At 58.7% G+C, this 18,376-nt stretch carries 16 protein-coding genes; 6 read left to right on the top strand and 10 right to left on the bottom strand.

The window, feature by feature from the left end; genetic code table 11:
* The first annotated feature begins 17 nt into the window (after positions 1-17).
* The 4 genes from ABH944_RS18890 to ABH944_RS18905 all read left to right on the top strand — a co-directional run bounded on the left by ABH944_RS18890 (position 18) and on the right by ABH944_RS18905 (position 4,230).
* Positions 18-872, top strand: a complete 855-nt coding sequence (locus ABH944_RS18890) for an alpha/beta fold hydrolase (protein ID WP_404608200.1) — start codon at positions 18-20, stop codon at positions 870-872.
* A gap of 24 nt (positions 873-896) precedes the next feature.
* Entirely contained in the window at positions 897-1,931 is a 1,035-nt protein-coding gene (locus tag ABH944_RS18895) for a 2,5-dihydroxypyridine 5,6-dioxygenase NicX family protein (protein WP_404608201.1), read from the top strand.
* Positions 1,932-1,940: 9 nt separating this feature from the next.
* Positions 1,941-2,564: an isochorismatase family protein gene (locus ABH944_RS18900; protein ID WP_404608203.1), complete on the top strand. Its 624-nt coding sequence runs from the start codon at positions 1,941-1,943 to the stop codon at positions 2,562-2,564.
* Positions 2,565-2,634: 70 nt separating this feature from the next.
* Positions 2,635-4,230, top strand: a complete 1,596-nt coding sequence (locus tag ABH944_RS18905) for an MFS transporter (protein ID WP_404608204.1) — start codon at positions 2,635-2,637, stop codon at positions 4,228-4,230.
* Positions 4,231-4,262: 32 nt separating this feature from the next.
* Here the strand turns inward: ABH944_RS18905 and ABH944_RS18910 are convergent, their stop codons facing one another.
* On the bottom strand, positions 4,263-4,769 hold the full coding sequence (locus ABH944_RS18910; RefSeq protein WP_404608206.1) for a MarR family winged helix-turn-helix transcriptional regulator: 507 nt from the start codon (positions 4,767-4,769) through the stop codon (positions 4,263-4,265).
* Between the two features lie 393 nt (positions 4,770-5,162).
* On the opposite strand from ABH944_RS18910, the gene ABH944_RS18915 reads away from it, so the two are divergent.
* Both ABH944_RS18915 and ABH944_RS18920 read left to right on the top strand, forming a co-directional pair.
* Positions 5,163-6,488, top strand: a complete 1,326-nt coding sequence (locus ABH944_RS18915; RefSeq protein WP_404608207.1) for an MFS transporter — start codon at positions 5,163-5,165, stop codon at positions 6,486-6,488.
* A 643-nt stretch (positions 6,489-7,131) separates the two neighbouring features.
* Positions 7,132-8,466, top strand: coding sequence for a hypothetical protein (locus ABH944_RS18920; protein ID WP_404608208.1), 1,335 nt, complete (start codon positions 7,132-7,134; stop codon positions 8,464-8,466).
* A 54-nt stretch (positions 8,467-8,520) separates the two neighbouring features.
* On the opposite strand, the gene ABH944_RS18925 is transcribed toward ABH944_RS18920, so the two are convergent.
* The 9 genes from ABH944_RS18925 to ABH944_RS18965 form a co-directional block, all read right to left on the bottom strand.
* On the bottom strand, positions 8,521-9,228 hold the full coding sequence (locus tag ABH944_RS18925) for an OmpA family protein (protein ID WP_404608210.1): 708 nt from the start codon (positions 9,226-9,228) through the stop codon (positions 8,521-8,523).
* A gap of 52 nt (positions 9,229-9,280) precedes the next feature.
* Entirely contained in the window at positions 9,281-10,021 is a 741-nt protein-coding gene (locus ABH944_RS18930) for a motility protein A (protein ID WP_404608211.1), read from the bottom strand.
* Between the two features lie 47 nt (positions 10,022-10,068).
* The gene (locus ABH944_RS18935; protein WP_404608212.1) at positions 10,069-11,301 is read right to left on the bottom strand and encodes a cyclic nucleotide-binding domain-containing protein; all 1,233 of its coding nucleotides are present in this window, start codon (positions 11,299-11,301) and stop codon (positions 10,069-10,071) included.
* Positions 11,302-11,636: 335 nt separating this feature from the next.
* Complete coding sequence (locus ABH944_RS18940) at positions 11,637-12,626, bottom strand: D-2-hydroxyacid dehydrogenase (protein WP_404608214.1); 990 nt, start codon at positions 12,624-12,626, stop codon at positions 11,637-11,639.
* 25 nt (positions 12,627-12,651) lie between these two features.
* Positions 12,652-13,038, bottom strand: a complete 387-nt coding sequence (locus ABH944_RS18945) for a VOC family protein (protein ID WP_404608215.1) — start codon at positions 13,036-13,038, stop codon at positions 12,652-12,654.
* Position 13,039: 1 nt separating this feature from the next.
* The gene (locus ABH944_RS18950) at positions 13,040-14,005 is read right to left on the bottom strand and encodes a hydroxymethylglutaryl-CoA lyase (protein WP_404608217.1); all 966 of its coding nucleotides are present in this window, start codon (positions 14,003-14,005) and stop codon (positions 13,040-13,042) included.
* 13 nt (positions 14,006-14,018) lie between these two features.
* Positions 14,019-15,209: a CaiB/BaiF CoA transferase family protein gene (locus tag ABH944_RS18955; RefSeq protein WP_404608219.1), complete on the bottom strand. Its 1,191-nt coding sequence runs from the start codon at positions 15,207-15,209 to the stop codon at positions 14,019-14,021.
* A 154-nt stretch (positions 15,210-15,363) separates the two neighbouring features.
* On the bottom strand, positions 15,364-16,809 hold the full coding sequence (locus tag ABH944_RS18960; RefSeq protein WP_404608220.1) for an MFS transporter: 1,446 nt from the start codon (positions 16,807-16,809) through the stop codon (positions 15,364-15,366).
* Positions 16,810-17,296: 487 nt separating this feature from the next.
* Complete coding sequence (locus tag ABH944_RS18965) at positions 17,297-18,196, bottom strand: LysR family transcriptional regulator (RefSeq protein WP_404608221.1); 900 nt, start codon at positions 18,194-18,196, stop codon at positions 17,297-17,299.
* Positions 18,197-18,376 lie beyond the last annotated feature (180 nt).

Below are 18,376 nucleotides of genomic sequence, written 5' to 3' on the forward strand. Positions count from 1 at the left end.
ATAAAACCGGAATTGGCATGAGCAGAGCATCCACTTTCCTACAAGGCGGCAACGTCCACGCGAACGGGGTCCGGCAGCACTACCTGCGCTTCGGCGGCGACACCGGCGAGCGTGCCGGGCGCGACGCCGTGATCATCGTGCCGGGTATCACCAGTCCAGCCGTCACGTGGGGTTTCGTCGGCGAGCGCTTCGGTACAAGCTTCGACACCTACGTGCTCGATGTCCGCGGCCGGGGCCTGTCCTCGGCGTCGGATACGCTCGACTACAGCCTCGATGCGCAGGCTGCGGACCTGATCGCGTTCGCTCGGGCAATCGGGCTCGAGCGCTATAGTGTGGTGGGCCATTCGATGGGCGCGCGCATTGGCGTGCGCGCCGCCCGCGTGCAGCGGCCCGGTCTGGCGCGGGTGGTGATGATCGACCCGCCGGTGTCGGGTCCGGGGCGCCGTCCGTATCCTTCGCAGTTGCCTTGGTACGTCGATTCCATGCGCCTCGCGCGTGAGGGAACGGATGCGGAAGGTATGCGCGCGTTCTGTCCCACCTGGACACATGAGCAGAGGCAGCTGCGTGCCGAGTGGTTGCATACCTGCGACGAGCGCGCAGTGATCGCAAGCTTCGAGGGCTTTCATTCCGACGATATCCATCTGGACCTGCCGCATATCGGCGTGCCCGTCATGCTGATGACCGCCGGGCGCGGCGACGTGGTACGCCCGGAAGATGTCGACGAGATCCGTACGCTTGTGCCCCAGCTCGCGCATTCGCATGTTCCCGAAGCCGGCCACATGATTCCGTGGGATGACGAGGAAGGTTTCTATCGCGGGTTCGGTGACTTCCTGGGCGCACCGTTGCCGGTTGGTGTCGACGCCCGGGCCTGATGCCCATTTCTCGAGGAGACCACAATGCCAGTCAGCGACTACCAGATGATCGAAGCGTGGAGGCAGGTGTTGACGCTCTCGCGGCTGGAGGCGGGTCAGACCGTCACCATTCTCACGAGCGCGGCGACTCATCCGCAGACACTCTCGACGGCACTAATCGCCACGCAGTCGATGGGCGCTATCGTCAACCGGCTGGATTTGCCACCCGTGAACGGCGAGAAGGCGCTCAGCCGCGATTCGCTCGCGTACCTCGGCACGACGCCGCTCACGGGTAACCCCGCAGCCATCGCTGCACTCAAGGCGAGCGACCTTGTGCTGGACCTGATGACGCTCCTGTTCTCGCCCGAGCAGCTCGAGATCCTCAAGACCGGGACCAGGATCCTGCTTGCGGTCGAGCCGCCCGAGGTGCTCACGCGGCTGGTGCCCAGCCTTGCCGATCGCGAGCGGGTATTGGCCGCGCAGGCCCGTATCGACCGGGCCCGCGAAATGCACATTGTCTCGGCCGCGGGGACAGATTTTCACTGCCCCATAGGCGAATTCGAGGCGATTGCGGAATACGGTTTCGTCGACGAACCGGGGCGGTGGGATCACTGGCCAAGCGGCTTTGCGCTGACGTTCCCGGATGAAGGCCGTGCCTATGGGCGCATCGTGATCGACAGGGGAGACATCCTGCTGCCGCAGAAGAGCTATGTCCAGGACCGTATCGAACTGACGATCGAGAATGGTTTTGCCGCCCGCATAGAGGGCGGCATGGACGCGGACCTGCTAAAGGAATACATGGGCACCTTCAGGGATCCCGAGGCTTACGCCATCTCGCACATCGGTTGGGGGCTGCAGCCGCGCGCGCACTGGTCGACACTGGGCTTATACGATCGCGAGGCGACTATAGGCATGGATGCGCGTGCGTTCGAAGGCAACTTCCTGTTTTCCCTTGGACCCAACAACGAAGCGGGCGGCAAACGCACGACGGCCTGTCATATCGATATCCCGCTGCGTCACTGCGACGTGTTCCTTGATGATGAAGCCGTGGTGCGCGACGGCCGCGTGCTGGATAAGTGAGGAATCGGCATGTCCAATGAACTTGATACCTATCAGCGCCAGAGTTTCGGTTCGGCGCTGGAGCCGAAGGCACCAGTGGGGCTGCTCATCGTTGACTTCGTGAACGGCTTCGCGGACCCCGAGGTATTTGGCGGGGGCAACATCGCGCCGGCCATCGAGCGCACCGTCGCGCTGCTGGCGCACGCGCGTGAACGTGGTTGGCCCGTCGCCCACACGCGCATTGTGTTCTCTGACGATGATGCGGACGAAAATATCTTCACGCTGAAGGTGCCGGGTTTGCTCGCGCTCAAGGAACATGCGCACAACAGTGCAATCGTGCCGCAACTCACGCCGCGTGATGGTGAACTGGTGGTGCGCAAGACCGTGCCCTCGGCGTTCTTCGGTACGTCACTGGCCGCGTGGCTTGCGCTGCGTGGCGTGCAGACGCTGGTGGTTGCCGGGGCGGTGACGAGCGGCTGCGTGCGCTCGAGCGTGGTGGACGCCATGCAGTATGGCTTTCGTCCGTTCGTGCTCTCCGACTGTGTTGGTGACCGTGCCATTGCGCCTCACGACGCCAACCTGTTCGACATGGCACAGAAGTACGCCGCCGTCATGACCCGCGACGAAGCATTGGAAGTACTCGGAGATCTGTAGCAAGCGTCGAGCCAGTCAATAAGCATGACTGAATTAAATCGTGATGATAACCGAGCCGCCAGGAGTGAGTATGGACATCTCGACGTCAGAACCATCGCGGCGCACGGTCACGCGCCACGAATTGACGCTTATTGTCGCTTCATCGTTCGGGGCGTTGCTCGAATGGTACGATTTTTATATCTATGCGGCGCTGGCTGGAACATTCAGCACGCTTTTCTTCCCCAGTGGTAACGACACCACAGCGCTGCTCGCCAGTCTTGCCACCTTCGGCGCCGGGTTCCTGGTACGGCCGCTCGGCGCGTTGTTCTTCGGCCGTCTGGGCGACAGGATCGGCCGGAAATATACCTTCATGGCGACCATCGTGCTGATGGGTGTCGCTACGGTTGGTGTCGGGCTGCTGCCGTCGTTCGCCAGGATCGGCATGCTGGCGCCGCTGTTGCTTGTATGCCTGCGGTTATTGCAGGGTTTTGCACTGGGCGGCGAAACGGGCGGAGCGGCTACGTACCTCGCGGAGCCTTCTCCCGCAGGCCGCCGTGGTTTATACACAAGCTCGCTGCAAACAACCGCGACGCTTGGTTTGCTCTCGTCCATTGCGGTGGTCAGCGCGAGCCGAAGCGCAATGGACAGCGCATCATTCCAGGATTGGGGCTGGCGCCTGCCGTTCCTAATTTCTATCGCATTACTGATTATATCCATCTACCTGAGAACGAAGCTGTCGGAGTCTCCGACCTTTCAAGGGATGAAACAGGCGGGAAAACTGTCCAAAGCTCCGATCAACGAGGGCTTCGGCAAGTGGGAAAATCTCAAGTACGTGCTTATCATGCTGTTCAGCACAGCGTCCGGTGTGGGCGTTGTGTTCGGTACCGGCCACTTCTATTCGATGGTGTTCCTGCAGAACACGTTAAAGGTTGCACCCGACACAGTGAACCTTTACCTGGCTATTGCGCTGGTATGCGTCTTTCCGTTCTACCTGATATTCGGCTGGCTTTCGGATCGCATCGGGCGCAAGTGGATCATGATGAGCGCCTGCCTTTTGCTTGCCCTGACCACCCAGCCCATCTTTCACGCGCTGACGCATTACGCGAACCCACGACTGGAGATATTCCAGAAAACCTCGCCGGTGACCGTTCATGCGGACGACTGTCACTTTTCCCTGTTCGCCGCGCCAAAGACCGAATGCGACCGCATCCGCTCGTTCCTGAGTGCGTCGGGAGTCTCGTACAAGAAGGTGCCGTTGCAGGCAGGGGAGTCGATAACAACGACCATTGGCGACGTGACCGTGCACGGCAGCGATCGGGAGAATCTGGAGCATGCACTGCTGGCCGCGGGCTGGATGCGGCACGCGGACCCGTCGCAGATCAACGCGCCTGCGGTAGTCTTTCTGATGTGGTTGCTGATTGTCTATCTCGCCATGATCTACGGCCCGATGGCGGCATTCATGGTCGAGCTCTTTCCCGCGCGAATTCGCTACACCTCACTGTCGCTGCCGTTCCATCTCGGATCGGGCTGGTTCGGCTGGATGTTGCCATTTGTGGTTTCCGCCATGGCCGTCGAAAGCGGGAACGTCTATTTCGGCCTGTGGTACCCGATCGTGATTGCAGGGGTGTCGCTAATCGTCGGCGTGCTCTTCGTTCCCGAAACATTTCGCCGGGATATCTCGCAGTGAAGCAGGTTCAGCCGTGAAACCACGCCGGCTCTTCAGTCAAAATGCTTGAGCAACGTGCGGCCGTACTGATTGTTGCCTTCGACCAGTTGCATCATCATGCGGACGAATTCAATGCGCTCTTCGGGGGCCAGCGGCGCCAGGAACCGGACCTGCGCGTCGCGCATGCTCTCGTACATTTCGTTCATCACACGTCGGCCCTTGACGCTGATGTTTGCAATTTTCTGGCGTCCGTCATCAGGACTGGGTTCGCGCTTGACCAGCCCGCGCTCTTCGAGGCGCCGGAGAACGTCCGCCATGGTAGTGCGGTCGACGCCGACTTCCGCACACAGCGACGTCTGGTCGAGCCCGGGACGCTCGCTCAGCGTCGTCAGCAAGCCATATTGAACCGGAGTGATTGCAAAGTCCTTGCAGCTTTCGAAGAACAGCGCGACGTGGATCTGATTGAGACGCCGGATCAGGAAGCCCGGGCGCTGCCATAAGTGACCGGTCTCGATCGTTGGATTCGAGACGGCAGCTTTCTTCTCCGTAACTGTGCCCATATTCATCCTTTCCAATAAATCCTGTCGTTCAGGTCAAGTGTAACTCGCACTTGCATGATGCCGTGAAGCTCCGAGCGAGTGAGATTGTTTCGTTACCTTCTGGTCCGTGCAAGCTTTAGGGGAACCCCTGTTGCAATTGGTTTTTTTTCCGGATAAAAAGTTATCTGTCAGTGCGCTGATGATTTTACAGCCAAGTTGCCGGACCGTCGTCGAAGACAGGTTTTCCCCTCAGCTTAAGAGTTAACTTAAGAAGCGTCACGCAAGGATATCGACCAGCGTGCTCGTCAGCGACTGAACCCATGTCCATATCGTCAGTATGCTGATAAGTTCTCGGACGACAGATTTGCCAGGCGTGAACTTTCACTTTGAAGTTTCACTTGTTTGGAGCCAACAATGAGTACTACACCTGCCAGATCGAATGAGGCGGCCCTGGGGCAGCGGTCAATGTCCTGGAGCGATATCAAGACGCTGGGTCTCGCCTCGCTGGGCGGGGCACTTGAGTACTACGATTTCATCGTCGCCGTATTTTTTACCAAGTTGCTGGCCACCGTGTTTTTTCCCCCGCACACACCGGAGTGGCTTGCTCAGCTCGAGGTGTTCTGTATCTTCGCCGCGGGCTATCTTGTTCGTCCGATCGGGGGGATCTTTTTCGCTCACTTCGGCGACAAGATCGGCCGCAAGAAGATGTTCGCGCTCAGCCTGTTCCTGATGGCGTTTCCTACGCTGCTGATCGGTCTGCTGCCCAGTTACGCAATGCTCGGAATGGTCGCGCCGCTGCTGTTCCTGCTATGTCGGATTCTTCAGGGTCTTTCAGTGGGCGGCGAAGTGCCAGGCGCGTGGATCTTCTGCTCGGAACATGTCCGGCGTGACCGCGTGGGTCTTGCGTGTGGCCTCCTGATGTCGGGGCTTTGCACCGGCATCCTGCTCGGCGCGTTGAGTGCAAAGTACTTGATGGGTAATCTCGACGCCGAGAGCCTGAAGAGCTGGGGCTGGCGCATGCCGTTTATTGCCGGCGGGGTCTTTGGGCTGATCTCCGTGTACCTGCGCCGCTATCTGCACGAAACGCCTGTCTTCGAGGCCTTGCGCGCCAAGCGCGCCGCCGACCCGCGTTTGCCGCTGTCCGTCGTCCTCAGGCATCACCGCGGTGCGATTGCGGTATCGCTGCTGGCCACGTGGGTCTTCTCCGGGATCTTCGTACTCTATTTCCTGTACACGCCGACCTTCCTGCAATCGCAGTTTCACTACGAGGCGAAAGCCGTCTTCACGAACAACTCGTGGTCCATCTTCGGGTTGATCATGGGCAGCACGGTCGCAGGCTGGGCTGCAGACAAGATTGGCGGTGGCCGCGCGTACGCACTGGGCAGCGTGGCGATGCTGGCGGTGACGGGCGCCTTCTACTTCGCACTGGGTTCCGGAAGCAGTGCTGTGTGGCCCCTCTATATTGCAGGGGGATTCCTGATCGGCACCATCACGCTCGGACCGTACATCATTGTCAAGAGCTTCCCGCCGGAAGTGCGCTTCACGGGCTTTGCGCTGTCGTACAACACCGCTTACGCGATCTTCGGCGGCACCGCGCCTGCTGTTGCTTCGTATATGGTGGGGCGTCAGGGAATCGTCATGGCGCCGGCCTGGTATATCGCCGGACTGTGCGTGCTTGGTGTCGTCATCGGTCTCTGCTGGCGCGCTCCGGTGCATGCGGATGTTGCCGCATCGCGTTGAATAGCATTGGACCTTGATGTGCCGAGAAGCCGCGCGCCGTGGATGAACGCTGCGCTCGGCTTGTCACCGTGGTCCAGACGTAAGGATCTAGCCGGCTGCGGCCTGAAATAACGTGTGACAAGAGGATGGTCGCGGCACATTGGCCTACGCCGTTCCGGCGAGCGAGCTACTCAAAGCATTTGACAACGGTCCAGCCCGACATGGCCGGCGTTGCCACGGTGTGAAAAGAGGATCCGTAAGCAGGTCCTCGATCCTATCCCCTTATATGCCTCCGCCCGATTCTCGGGTTCAGGAACGACTGGTCAATCAGCAGTCTGTTGCTTGCCGCACATAGTGCGGCAAGCCCAAGGTTCCTCAGTGCAAACAACTGGTGCTAGAGAGCCGTTGGTTTTTCCGGCAAGGCCGCGCCAAGAGCGTAAGGGCATTATTCGAGCGCTCTACGTACGCCAGCCTACGTTGATTAATTAAAAAGCTCATTAGCATTCGGGGCACGTAAAGACATTCGTTCTCCAAAGGACCCGGCGACGTACCTCGCAGCTAATGATCTGACGTATCGATCGACACCGTTGCCCGATCCCCTGACTGTTCAAGAAACCAACGATGGCGGCAAATAAAGATGTCGATGCGACGATTCTCGATAAACATGCCAGACGTCACCAGCCTGGTGAGCATAGGCCTTGTTCTCAACCTGTTCTTGATGCGTCCGACAGCGCTCGGGGAGACCTACACACCCCTGGGCATGGCGCTGGCGCTGCCTCTTGTCGGCCTGCACCTGCTGCACAACTTCAAGAAAACGCGCTACTCCAATTCGGCCATTCGCTGGGATATTGCGACTCTGCTCAGCTTGCTGGGCCTTTACTGGCTGTACATCTGTCCAATCTCGATCTTCTTCGAGAAGTCGCAACTCGACTGGGTGCTCAAGGAGTTCATTACCAGCGGGATAATCGTGCTGGCTTACGGCGCGTTTCTCATGGACGTGGACGCTAATCGCAAGTTTTTCAGGACCTTGTGCACGGTCATCGCGCTACTTGGACTTTCCAGCGTTATCACCGTCGCGCTGTCGGCCATACTCGGTGGCAAGGAATCGTTGTTCCTGTTCTCGATCGACGTCAAGGGCTATACCGAAGCCACGCTGCATCAACAGACCTCGACCGGCGCCGTCTACTTCCCGTTTTCCATGCTGTACGGCGACTATGTTTCGGGCGCCGTGAAGCTCGACCGTTATTGCGCATTCTTCCGGGAAGCCGGGATTTATCAAGGGGTGGCCTGCTTTTGCCTGGCCTATGAGGCTTTTACGCGGCGCTCGAAAGTCGTCATGTTCGGTCTTGCAGGCGGAACGATCTGCGCGTTCTCGTCACTGGGTGTCGCCTTGCTTGCGATGACCATTGGCTCCATTTTCCTGTTCTCGGGCACGCGGGTTCGGGCCTGGCGTGTCGTGCTGACGGCGGCGATGATTGCCCTCGTTTATCCCGTCTCCATGTACACACCTTATATTGGCCTGGAAGACAAGGCGGTCACACACGGTTCCTCGCTGTCCGACCGCTCCATGTCGATTGAACGGGGTCTTGAAGATGTGCGCCGTAATCCGCTTGGCAATGGCCTCTACTCCAGCCTTGGCAGGAATGACGGCATTTGCCTGCTTGCGGAACTCGGGATGATCGGGCTGTTCGGGTTCATCTGCAAGGTGCTCCTGCTTTCCGGTTTCAGGCTGGGACCCGGCAGGGACTGGAAGAAGATCGCAGCATGCGCACCGTTATTGATTACCGCGCTGGTCTCGCAACCCATTGCAGGCGCACCGATGATGTATGTGATCGGCATGGTGTTCGTGCCACGGATGATTCGCCGCAGATTCGAGGCGCACGACCCTATGATCGGACAACGCGGTTTCCACGAATCGGGTAATGCATTCGTGCCGCACGCCATAACGAATCGCCCGGTGGAGTGCCCACTGCCAGGGCCGCGGATCGGCAACGCCTGAGCCGGTTCGTTGCCGGCGCCGGGTGGTTGACGTCGAGTCGCTATTCGCGCGGGTCTACTGAGGTGTACCCGGAACATCGTATTGCACGACGATCACCACACGACGATTGGCTGCGCGTGCATAGGCGTCGTCCCCTATCACAGCGGGGATATTGTCCGCGCGGCCGATAGCCGCGAGGCGGTGTGGCTCAATGCCCCGATCGACCAGGAACCGGACGAGCGAGCCGGCTCTCGCGGACGAAAGCTCCCAATTGGACTCGTATTTCGCCGTGGATATGGGTACGGAATCCGTGTGTCCTTCCACCAGGATCTGCTGTGCCGAATGCTCCTTGAGCGCCGTCGCCACCTGATCCAGCACCGCGTTTGAATCCTGCATCAAATGGGCTTCACCCGAGCGAAAAAGTATCTTCGCATTGATTTCGATTTCGACACCGCGCGCGGTTTCGTGAACGAGGATTTCCTGCTTGTCGCGCAGGACCTTTAAAGCTGCGATCAATTCTCTCCTGGACGCCTGGACCTGTTTCAGCGCTGCAGTTTGGGATGCTTGAGCATGGGCGTCGCTTGCGCCTTGCTTCTCGACCGGTGTAAGCGTGAGACTTTTACTTTCGGTTTCCCGATGCTGAGCCAGCTGCATTGCGTATAGCGCGATGAACAGCACCATCAGGGTGGTCACGAGATCCGAGTACGATATCAACCATCGCTCGGCGAGTATCTCGGCGTCGTCGTCGAACTTGGGATTAGGCTTGGTCGTGACTGAGGACATGATCTTCAGATAGAAAGTGGCGTGGGTTAAGCGACCTGGCTCACATGTGCCGCTAAGTAATATCCGCCACCAGCCGGGCTTCGATCAACTGCGGAGACTCCTTGCGGGAGATCGCAAGCAAGCCGTCAAAGTACAATTTCTTGAATCGCAATTCGCTATCTATTCTTGCCTTGATTTTTCCGTAGATGGGCAGCAACAGGATATTGGCAAGAGCCAGTCCGTACAGCGTCGTGATAAAAGCGACCGCGACACCCTGGCCAAGCAGAGCAGGTTCCAGAAGGTGCCCCGTTACCTGAACCAGGCCCAGCACCGCGCCCAGGATGCCGAAGGTAGGGGCATAACCACCGGCCTGCAGCCATATCCGCGCGGCGGCCATCTGGTTGCGCTCATACGCGTCGAGTTCTCTTTGCAACGCATCCTCGATCACGGCAGTCGGCACGCCGTTGGCGATCAGCTCGAGTCCTCTCTTGGCGAAGGGGCTGATGCCTTCGGGATCGATGGTTTCGAATGCGAGCATCCCTTCCACTTTCGCTTTATGACCCCATTCGAGCAGGATGGTCAGGTTTTCGCGGTCTATCGGCTTGGCCTTGGTGAAGACCATGCCGAGTTGCTTCACCCCTGCCGAGAATTTGGCCCACGTGTTCTGGACCATCACGGCGCCGATCGTGCCGCCCAGCACAATGACAATGGCTTCTACCTGAAATAGAGTCAGGAAATGGCCGCCTTCCAGGGTGAATCCGGCCACGATGGCGACGATACCGACCAGCGCTCCGCACAGCGTTAGGATGTCCATTCGATCTCTCGTTTATCTTTTTGACGACGGTGACTGTGTTCGATGAGTCAGGTTCCGACCGAACGCTGTTCGGCGGAGTCGGCTGCGGGCCCGGCTTTTATCGACTTGACCAGTTGAATGAAGCGTTCTTCAATGTCCTGTATCTCGAGAGGATTGGTCACGAGTTCACGACGCATGATCCACGCCGTCTCGCTCTGCCGTGCCTTTGTCATGACTGAAAGCAGCCGCTCGGAAACCGTATGGTCCGTCGTCGAGGCGAGCAGTTTCGCGAGATCGTAGGTATCGAACGCGCTGACGGCATCGAACAGCGTCCGGTCGTCAATGAGATCGAGGTCCGTAAGCGATTCGAGTTCGGTGACCGGTCGTGCCTTCTTCTTGGAGAAGTAAGCTACGCCGTTCTTTTCGATGTACGTCAGTACCTTGGTTCGCCGGAAAGCGAAGATGTCATCGGCAATTTCCGCGCGCGAGAGCTTGTCGAGTATCACCTGTCTCTCGACGCCGATCAGCGCTTCGAGATCTGACAGTTCTATCAGCTCCAGTTCGCTGGCGATCGAAATATCAAGATCGTGGTCACCCACTCGTTGAGCACGTTCAATGATCCGCACGGGGTCGAAGGTGACAACCTGGCGGCTGATGGTGTCGTCCGCGGCGGGAGCCGGTGCGTTGCCGAGAAAGTCAGGGCGGCCCGACTCGAGTATGACGAGGTTGAGTTTCTCCATGCGTTTGAGCATGGCCATGACATGCACGCGAGGATGGCCTGCAACTGCCTGGCACCGCTTGCAGACTTCGGTAAGTGCGATTGACACGTCATCGGATTGCAGCCGGCGGCCGCGAGCTTCCCGATTTACACCGCCTGCCATCAAGCTGAGCACGTGAGCGTAGGAGACTATGCCGGGCAGGAAGTCAGCGTTCGTGTAGGTCGCGAGAAGCTCGTCCTTTCTTTTGTTCCGGCGGATCAGCGTGCGCATCAAGTGGCGAAGGAGCGGCGAGACGCGCTCGAGTTCTTCTTCCACGATCTTTGCTTCGACCACGCTCAGCCGGCAGAAGCTAAGCGCCTTCGCCGTCGACCCGCGTGGCTCGGACGGCAACAATGCCGACTCTCCGAAGCACTCCCCCTTGCCAAGGGTCGCGAGGACAACACGCCTGTCGTCGCATTTCGCCGAGATCTCGACTTTTCCTTCGGCAATGACATAGATAGCCGAAGTTCCGATATAGCCTTCCGAGTAGATGACTTCGCCCGGGGCGACCGTCCGCAGTCTGGATAACGATTCCTGATTCAATGTAGCCCCCCGAATTCTATTTCTCAGGCGCGCAAGCGCTTCGCCAATATTTATGTGTTACAGATGCAATATCGACTTCTTTTTCAAACTCTTTAGCGATGCTTGCGCAACAAAAAAATCGATTCGGGAGGGGGTAGCGGGTCTGTGCCGAGACGTGCCAGAACAATCATTTTCTGCAAACAGGCAAACGTTAAACCAGGCCAGAAGAGGCCGATCAGCATTAGGATTGCATCGGAAGACCGAATGCGCCGGCGGGTGCGGTCAGCGGGTTGCGGCCACGCTCGGCGCCGGCACGTATTCCGGAACGATCAAGGCCAAACAGGCGGAAGACGCGATTACATTTTCCGTGCGGGGAGCCTCGTTTCCTGATCGGGAGGGCGCGTATCGGACACGACATTGATCGGCGTACCCGAATCAAAAGCGTTCAGGTTTTCCGCGATGCCCTTGTTCAGTCGTTGTGCGCCGTTCGTTGCGGCCCAACTGATATGCGGCGTCACGATCAGGTTTCGATGGAAGCGATCAAGCACAAGGTCCATGACGTCCGGAGGTTCCTGGGGCAGCACGTCCAGCGCCGCCCCTCCAAGGCGGCCGCTCGCGAGGGCATCCAGCAGTGCCGGGGTATCCACAAGCCCGCCACGCGCGCTATTGACGAGCATTGCGCCGGGCTTCAGCAAAGCTATCCCGTCCCGGCCAATGAGGTTCCGCGTCTGGTCGGTGAGCGGGCAGTGCAATGACAGGACGTCGGCGCGTTTCATGACTTCGTCGAAAGGAAGAAAACCCGCACGCGCTTCAGCACGCCCCCGGTGCTCTGCGTAAATCACGTTCATTCCGATCGCTCCGGCAAGGCGCGCGGTTGCTTGTCCGATCGCTCCTCGTCCAACAATGCCAAGCGTTGTCCCGGCTATGTCTAGAATAGGCGCTCCATGCACGCAAAATGATGGAGAGGATGCCCACTTCTCCAGGGCAAGCGCGTGGTACTCAAGCAAGTTGCGACGTAAAGCGAAAATGGAAGCGATAACCCACTCGGAGACGCTTTGCGCCGAATATCCGGGAACGTTCGACACAACGATCCCCTGTTCGCGGCATGCGTCAATATCGATGCAATCGTAGCCTGTAGCAGCGAGGCAAATGAAGCGCAAGCGGGGCAGGCGCTGCAGGTCTGCACGCTGGATCGGAACCTTGTTGGTTATCGCTATGGTTGCATCGCTTAAAACATTGACCACCTGACCGGGTTGCGTCGATGAATGTTCGACCCAGCCTGTTGCCCATGCGGGACGAGTAACCGGGACCGGGAGCGTGCCGGCGTCGAGAATGACAACGTTCATTGCGGTCCGGTCTCAAGAGTCGTTGTCATCCCATCAGTTCCGATATCTCGATCAGGTTCAGGTCGGGGTCGCGAACATAGACGGAGAGGATTTTTTGGGTTGCGCCGGTTCGCTCGACCGGGCCTTCCAGAATCGGCCACTCGCATTGCTTCAGGTGCGCGACCACGTCGTCAAGCGGTACCCCTGCAATGAAGCACAGGTCGAGCGCGCCGGGGACGGGCAAGTGGGCTTTTGGCTCGAACTCGTGGCCGCGCTCGTGCAGATTGATCTTCTGATTGCCGAAGCGCAACGCGTAGCGGCCTTCACCAAAAGTCTGCAACTGCATTTGCATCACATGGGTGTAAAAACGTTTTGTCGCTTCAATATCGATGCAAGTCAGGACGAGATGATCCAGATGGTCGATGAACGGCATGTCAGCTACCTTCCTTTGCAAACGCGTGTTGTTCGGGCACAGTCTCGGCGGGGGGCATGGGGTGAAGGTCAAGGCGCCGTCCTGCCTTCAGCAACTGGCTCGGGACATCGTGGCCGATCAGCCCGGGCAGTTGCGCCGATGCCACCAGCACACGATCAAGGTCGATGCTCGTGTCGTAGCCGTCCAGTTCGAGCATATGCACGAGCTCTTCAGTGCAAACGTTGCCGGTTGCACCCGGCGCATAAGGACAACCGCCAAGACCGCCCAGCGATGAATCGAAACGGTCGATGCCCGCGTCGAGGGCGGCGAGCGTATTCGCGAGCGCCATGCTCCGCGTGTTGTGAAAGTGCAGCGTCAGCTCGAGCGCACTGAACGAGTCGCGCGCGCTGCGGCACAAGTCGCCCACCTGCGATGGAAACGCCATGCCGGTCGTGTCGCAGAGGGTGATGCCATGCACGCCGAGGTCGGCGAAGCGGTGCATCCAGCCGAGCACTTCTTCTTTCGCAATGTCTCCTTCCATCGGGCAACCCATTGCAGTCGAAAGCGACACATTGATTGCTACAGGGGTAGCCTTGACGACGTTGATCACGTCACGCAACTGCGCAAATGACTGCTCGCGGCTCATGCGAAGGTTCGCGCGGTTATGGCTTTCGCTGACCGACATCACGAGGTTGACTTCGTCGACTCCGCTGGAGAGCGCACGCTCCGCACCACGCACATTGGGCACGAGAACGGTATAGACAATTCCGGGTTTGCGCGCGATGCCGTGCATGACGGCTTCAGCGTCGCGCAACGCGGGGATCGCTTTCGGCGAGGTGAACGACGTCACTTCGATCTTTGCATAACCGCATTCGCTCAACGCGTCGATCAGTGCAATCTTCGCATCGGTATCAACAAACTGCTTTTCGTTCTGGAAGCCATCCCGCGTGGCGACTTCCTGGATATACAAACGTTTTCTCTGAGACATGATGGAGTCCTTTCTAAATGATGCCACGTTCGCGCCAGGCGTCACGAGTGGGGGTGTCAATGCCGACGGTTGCCAGGATCTCGTCGGTATGCTGCCCCAGCTCGGGTGCGCGGCGTTCGACTGTTCCGGGTGTCTCGCTCAGCTTCGGCACGATTCCCGGCAGTTTGACGGGTGTGCCGTCGGGCAGTTCGGAGTCCAGGATCATGTCGCGTGCGTGATAGTGCGGGTCGCCGGCAATATCCGCGATGTCGTAGATCTTGCCCGCGGGTATGCGGGCTTCGTTCAAGGCCGCGAGGACCTCGTCGAGGCTGTGCATCGAGGTCCATTCACCAATAGCGGCATCCAGCCGCTCGACGTTCTTTACCCGGCCATCGTTTTGCGCGAGCACCGGGTCAGCGGCGAGATCGGGGCGTTCAATCAGTTCCATCAGCCGGCGGAAAATGCTGTCGCCATTGCCCGCAATGAGCGCGTATTTGCCGTCGCGGCACTTGTAGGCGTTGGTTGGCGCGATGCCCGGCAGGCTGCTTCCCGCCGCTTGCCGAACGACGCCGAACGTCGAGAACTCAGGGAGCAGGCTCTCCATCATGTTGAAGACCGACTCATACAAGGCGACGTCGATCATCTGGCCATCGCCGCCGTTCTGGTCGCGGTGCCGAAGAGCAAGCAGGATGCCGATCACACCATGTAACGCCGACAACGAGTCGCCAATCGATATCCCGACCCTGACCGGCGTACGACCGGGTTCGCCGCTAAGGTGCCGCAAACCGCCCATGGCCTCGGCTACCACGCCGAAGCCCGGGCGATCACGGTAGGGCCCCGTCTGGCCATATCCCGACACGCGCAGCATGATCAGGCCCGGATTCAACGCGTGCAGCGCGTCCCATCCGAGCCCCCAGGCTTCGAGCGTTCCGGGTCGGAAATTTTCGATAAGAACATCGGATTGCGCGACCAGGCGCCGTATTACGTCCTGTCCTTCCGGCGAACGCAGGTCAAGCGTGACCGATTCCTTGTTACGCGATTGAGCGGCCCACCAGACCGAGGTGCCTTCATGAAGCAGGCGCCATTTGCGCAGGGGGTCCCCCGTGACCGGCGGCTCGATCTTGATCACATGAGCGCCGAATTCGGCAAGCATCTTGCCCGCGAACGGCCCTGCGATCAGCTGGCCCATTTCAAGCACGCGGACTCCGTCGAGAGGCTTCTTCATTACGCTGTCTCCATACTGAACGATTTATGCACTCATCTTGCGACAAAGCGTGCGAGATGAAAATCAATGGATTTTCAAGAACCCTTTCCCATGCAGAAAGCCTGTCGCAACCGGTTAGGGGTTACTTATGAGGATAAGGGGAGGGGCAGTCGGCTCAGACCGGGTTGATGTCGTCCTGGCTGCGGCGTGTGGTCAAAGGACCGAGCGCCCGCACGGTAACCGCAACGATGAACAATGCCGTAGCAATAATGCCGAACATTGCCCCCGCGCCCTGCTGGTTCAGTACTGGAAGCAATATGAAAGGCAATACTCCGCTGACGATCCGCGACAACGAATAGGTACTGCCAATAGCCGTTGAGCGCACGCTCGCCGGGAAGATCTCGGATTGATACACATGGTACGCATTGCTGAACACATTCGAGGCGCACGTCGTCAAAAATCCGAAAAATACGATCAATGCGGAGTTTCTCGAATAAGCAAAACCCAACCCAAAGACAGCGATGGTCAATATGGCTGTGATCACCAGCGTACGGCGTTCGATCCAGTTGAGCAGAGGGATGGAAAGCAAGGATCCGAATGGATAACCAAGGAACGAAATGGCCATGAAAAGTGTTCCGTCGGTTACGTCATAACCTCGGCTTTTGACCACCGTGCTGGCTAGTGTGCCGAAACCATAATAGCCAAATCCCTGGAGCAGATGAAAAATGGTGAGCATTACATAGCGCTTGTTGTAAGGAGGGCAGCAGAGCAACGCCATGCGCTCGCGTAATGTCATCGGCTTCCGGTTGGTCGTTGTTTCGGGGGAAATTGAAGAGATGGTTACGCCGGCACTTTCCGCGAATCTGCGGAGCATCGCGTGGGCTTCCTGCACCCGGCCCTGCGAAAGGAGCCAGCGTGGGCTTTCAGGCAGCTTATGCTGGACCAGCAAGACGAGGACAGCGCCCAGGCTGCCAATGACCAGAATGACACGCCATCCAGCCACTACGCCTATGTGCAGCGGATTCAGCCACACCGCCAGGAATCCGACCAATGGCACCGCAACATACGACGTGGTATATGCCCACGCGGCCAGTCGTCCCCTTCGTTCCTTAGGCAGGATCTCGGATAAGAAGCTGTCGGCAACGGGATAGATTGCGCCGACGCCAATGCCGGTCAGGACGCGGCAGATTACGAGCATCCCGGCATTCACGGAGAACGCGCCGATCAGGGAAAACGCGCTATACCAGATCAGGTTGAACAAGAACGTCTTGCGCCGGCCAATGCGGTCAGCCATGGTGCCCAGGCACAATGAACCAAGGAACATTCCAATAAAGGCTGAGGCGAGCAGCAGCTTGAAGCCGATACTATGTTTGTCGATACCGTATTCGCCTTGCAGCGCCGCGCCGATCGAGCTGACGAGGAAGATTTCATACATGTCGAAGAACAGGCCGATGCCGATAACGCCTGCCACAAACCGATGCAGTGAGCCCACCGGCAGATTGTCCATCCAGTCTCCCAATGTAAGCGTCGCGTTTGCGCCGGTGGTGGCGTGAGCGCTGGGCAAAGGAATTGCGGAATGGACGGGTGCGCCATCGCTAAGGTCTATATTGTTGCTGCTCATGCCGTCTCCTCAGGTATTTGAACAGCGATCTCCCCGGTTCGCAAAGACCGGTTAGAGAGCGCGCATTGGGTGGTAACTCGTCATCTGCGTGGCGGGGAGCACGAGGGGTAAGCAATAATCTCAAGCTGGTAATTTCGTGATACTGAATGATATTAAAATTGATAAAACATCATTGATTCACGCGTTTATTTCGGGTGCGGGGCGCTCGGTCGGGCCAACTATCCCCATTGACCTGGATACAACGCCCGGTAGCGGTTTTCCCGCGGCGGATGGCTTGATCTTGATCGTATGAGCGCCGAACTCGGCAAGGATCCTGCCGCGGCCGGTTGGCTCAGCGCGAGGACACGGACGCTATCGAGGGGCGATTCCACTGTGCTGTCTCCGGATTGAACGTTTTATGCGTTCATCCTGGGACAAATCGAGCAAGTTGAGAATCAATTGATTTTCAAGGACCCTTTCCGGTTAGGAAAGCCTCGCGGAAATGCGCTCAGGCGCTTGTTGTCATGAAGTCGAAGAATCGCCTGGCCTCGGGTGAGAGCAGGTCGCGGGATTTGGCGCCTATGAAAAGGGTTCTCCTGGACCAGGCGTCGGTCAGGTACACCGCCCTCAAACCCGCTTCGAGGATTTCGGCTCGTACCGCGCCCTCGGGCAGGATACCAATGCCAAGACCCTGCTCGATCATGCGGCAGATTGCGTCGAAGCTCCTGACCTGGATACGGAGGTTCAGGACGCGATCGTACGCGAACGCGGCGTTGGTTAGCCGGGCGAGCAGCGAGCTTCCGTCGCTCAAGCCCACGTATTCGTAATCAAGCGTTTCGACGAACGATACCTCGGTGGACGCTGCGAGCGGGTGACCCACTGGCACCAGCAATACAAGCCGGTCCTGCCGGTAAACTTCCTTGTCGATACCCGGTGCGGGTACGTTGTCCGCAAAAATCCCGATGTCGGCAGTACCTTCGCCGACGGCTTTGATAATCTCTCCGCTCAGTTTTTCTTCAATCGAAATCTTGACGGCGCTCGTGTTCGACAGGAACGCGTGCATGTCTTGCGGAATGAACTGGATAATGGCCGACGTATTCGCCCAAACGCGTACATGTCCCCGTACACCCACAGCAAAGTCGTTCATGTCGTGGACCATGCGACTGACGCGATCGAGCACCTGACGCGCGTGAACAACCAGACCGCGGCCGGCCGCGGTCAATTCGATTCCACGCGGCATGCGCGTCAGCAACTGGCAGTCGATCCTCTTCTCCAGGTCCGAAATGCGCTTGCTGACAGCGGATAGCGTGAGGGATGTCTGGTCGGCCGCCTTGGTCAGGCTGCCTGTCTCTGCCACGACGAGGAACAGCCTAAGGGAATGCAGATCGTGATCTAAAGAAACTGGCATGGCTTTTCACACGCTCCCGGGCTCGATTGGCGTTCACCGTCTCAGTGGTTGAGCACTTGAGACGGCGCCGGACAGCTTGTCCAGCATGCCAAAGGCCTATTGTAGTTCGCCGCTGCGGCCTGGGGCGGACATTGCGCCCACCCGGGAGCTTCGCCAGGTTCCGCAGCGGTGGAGCGTGGG

Origin of the sequence: Caballeronia udeis (assembly GCF_044909315.1) — a bacterium.
GTDB lineage: Bacteria > Pseudomonadota > Gammaproteobacteria > Burkholderiales > Burkholderiaceae > Caballeronia > Caballeronia udeis_A.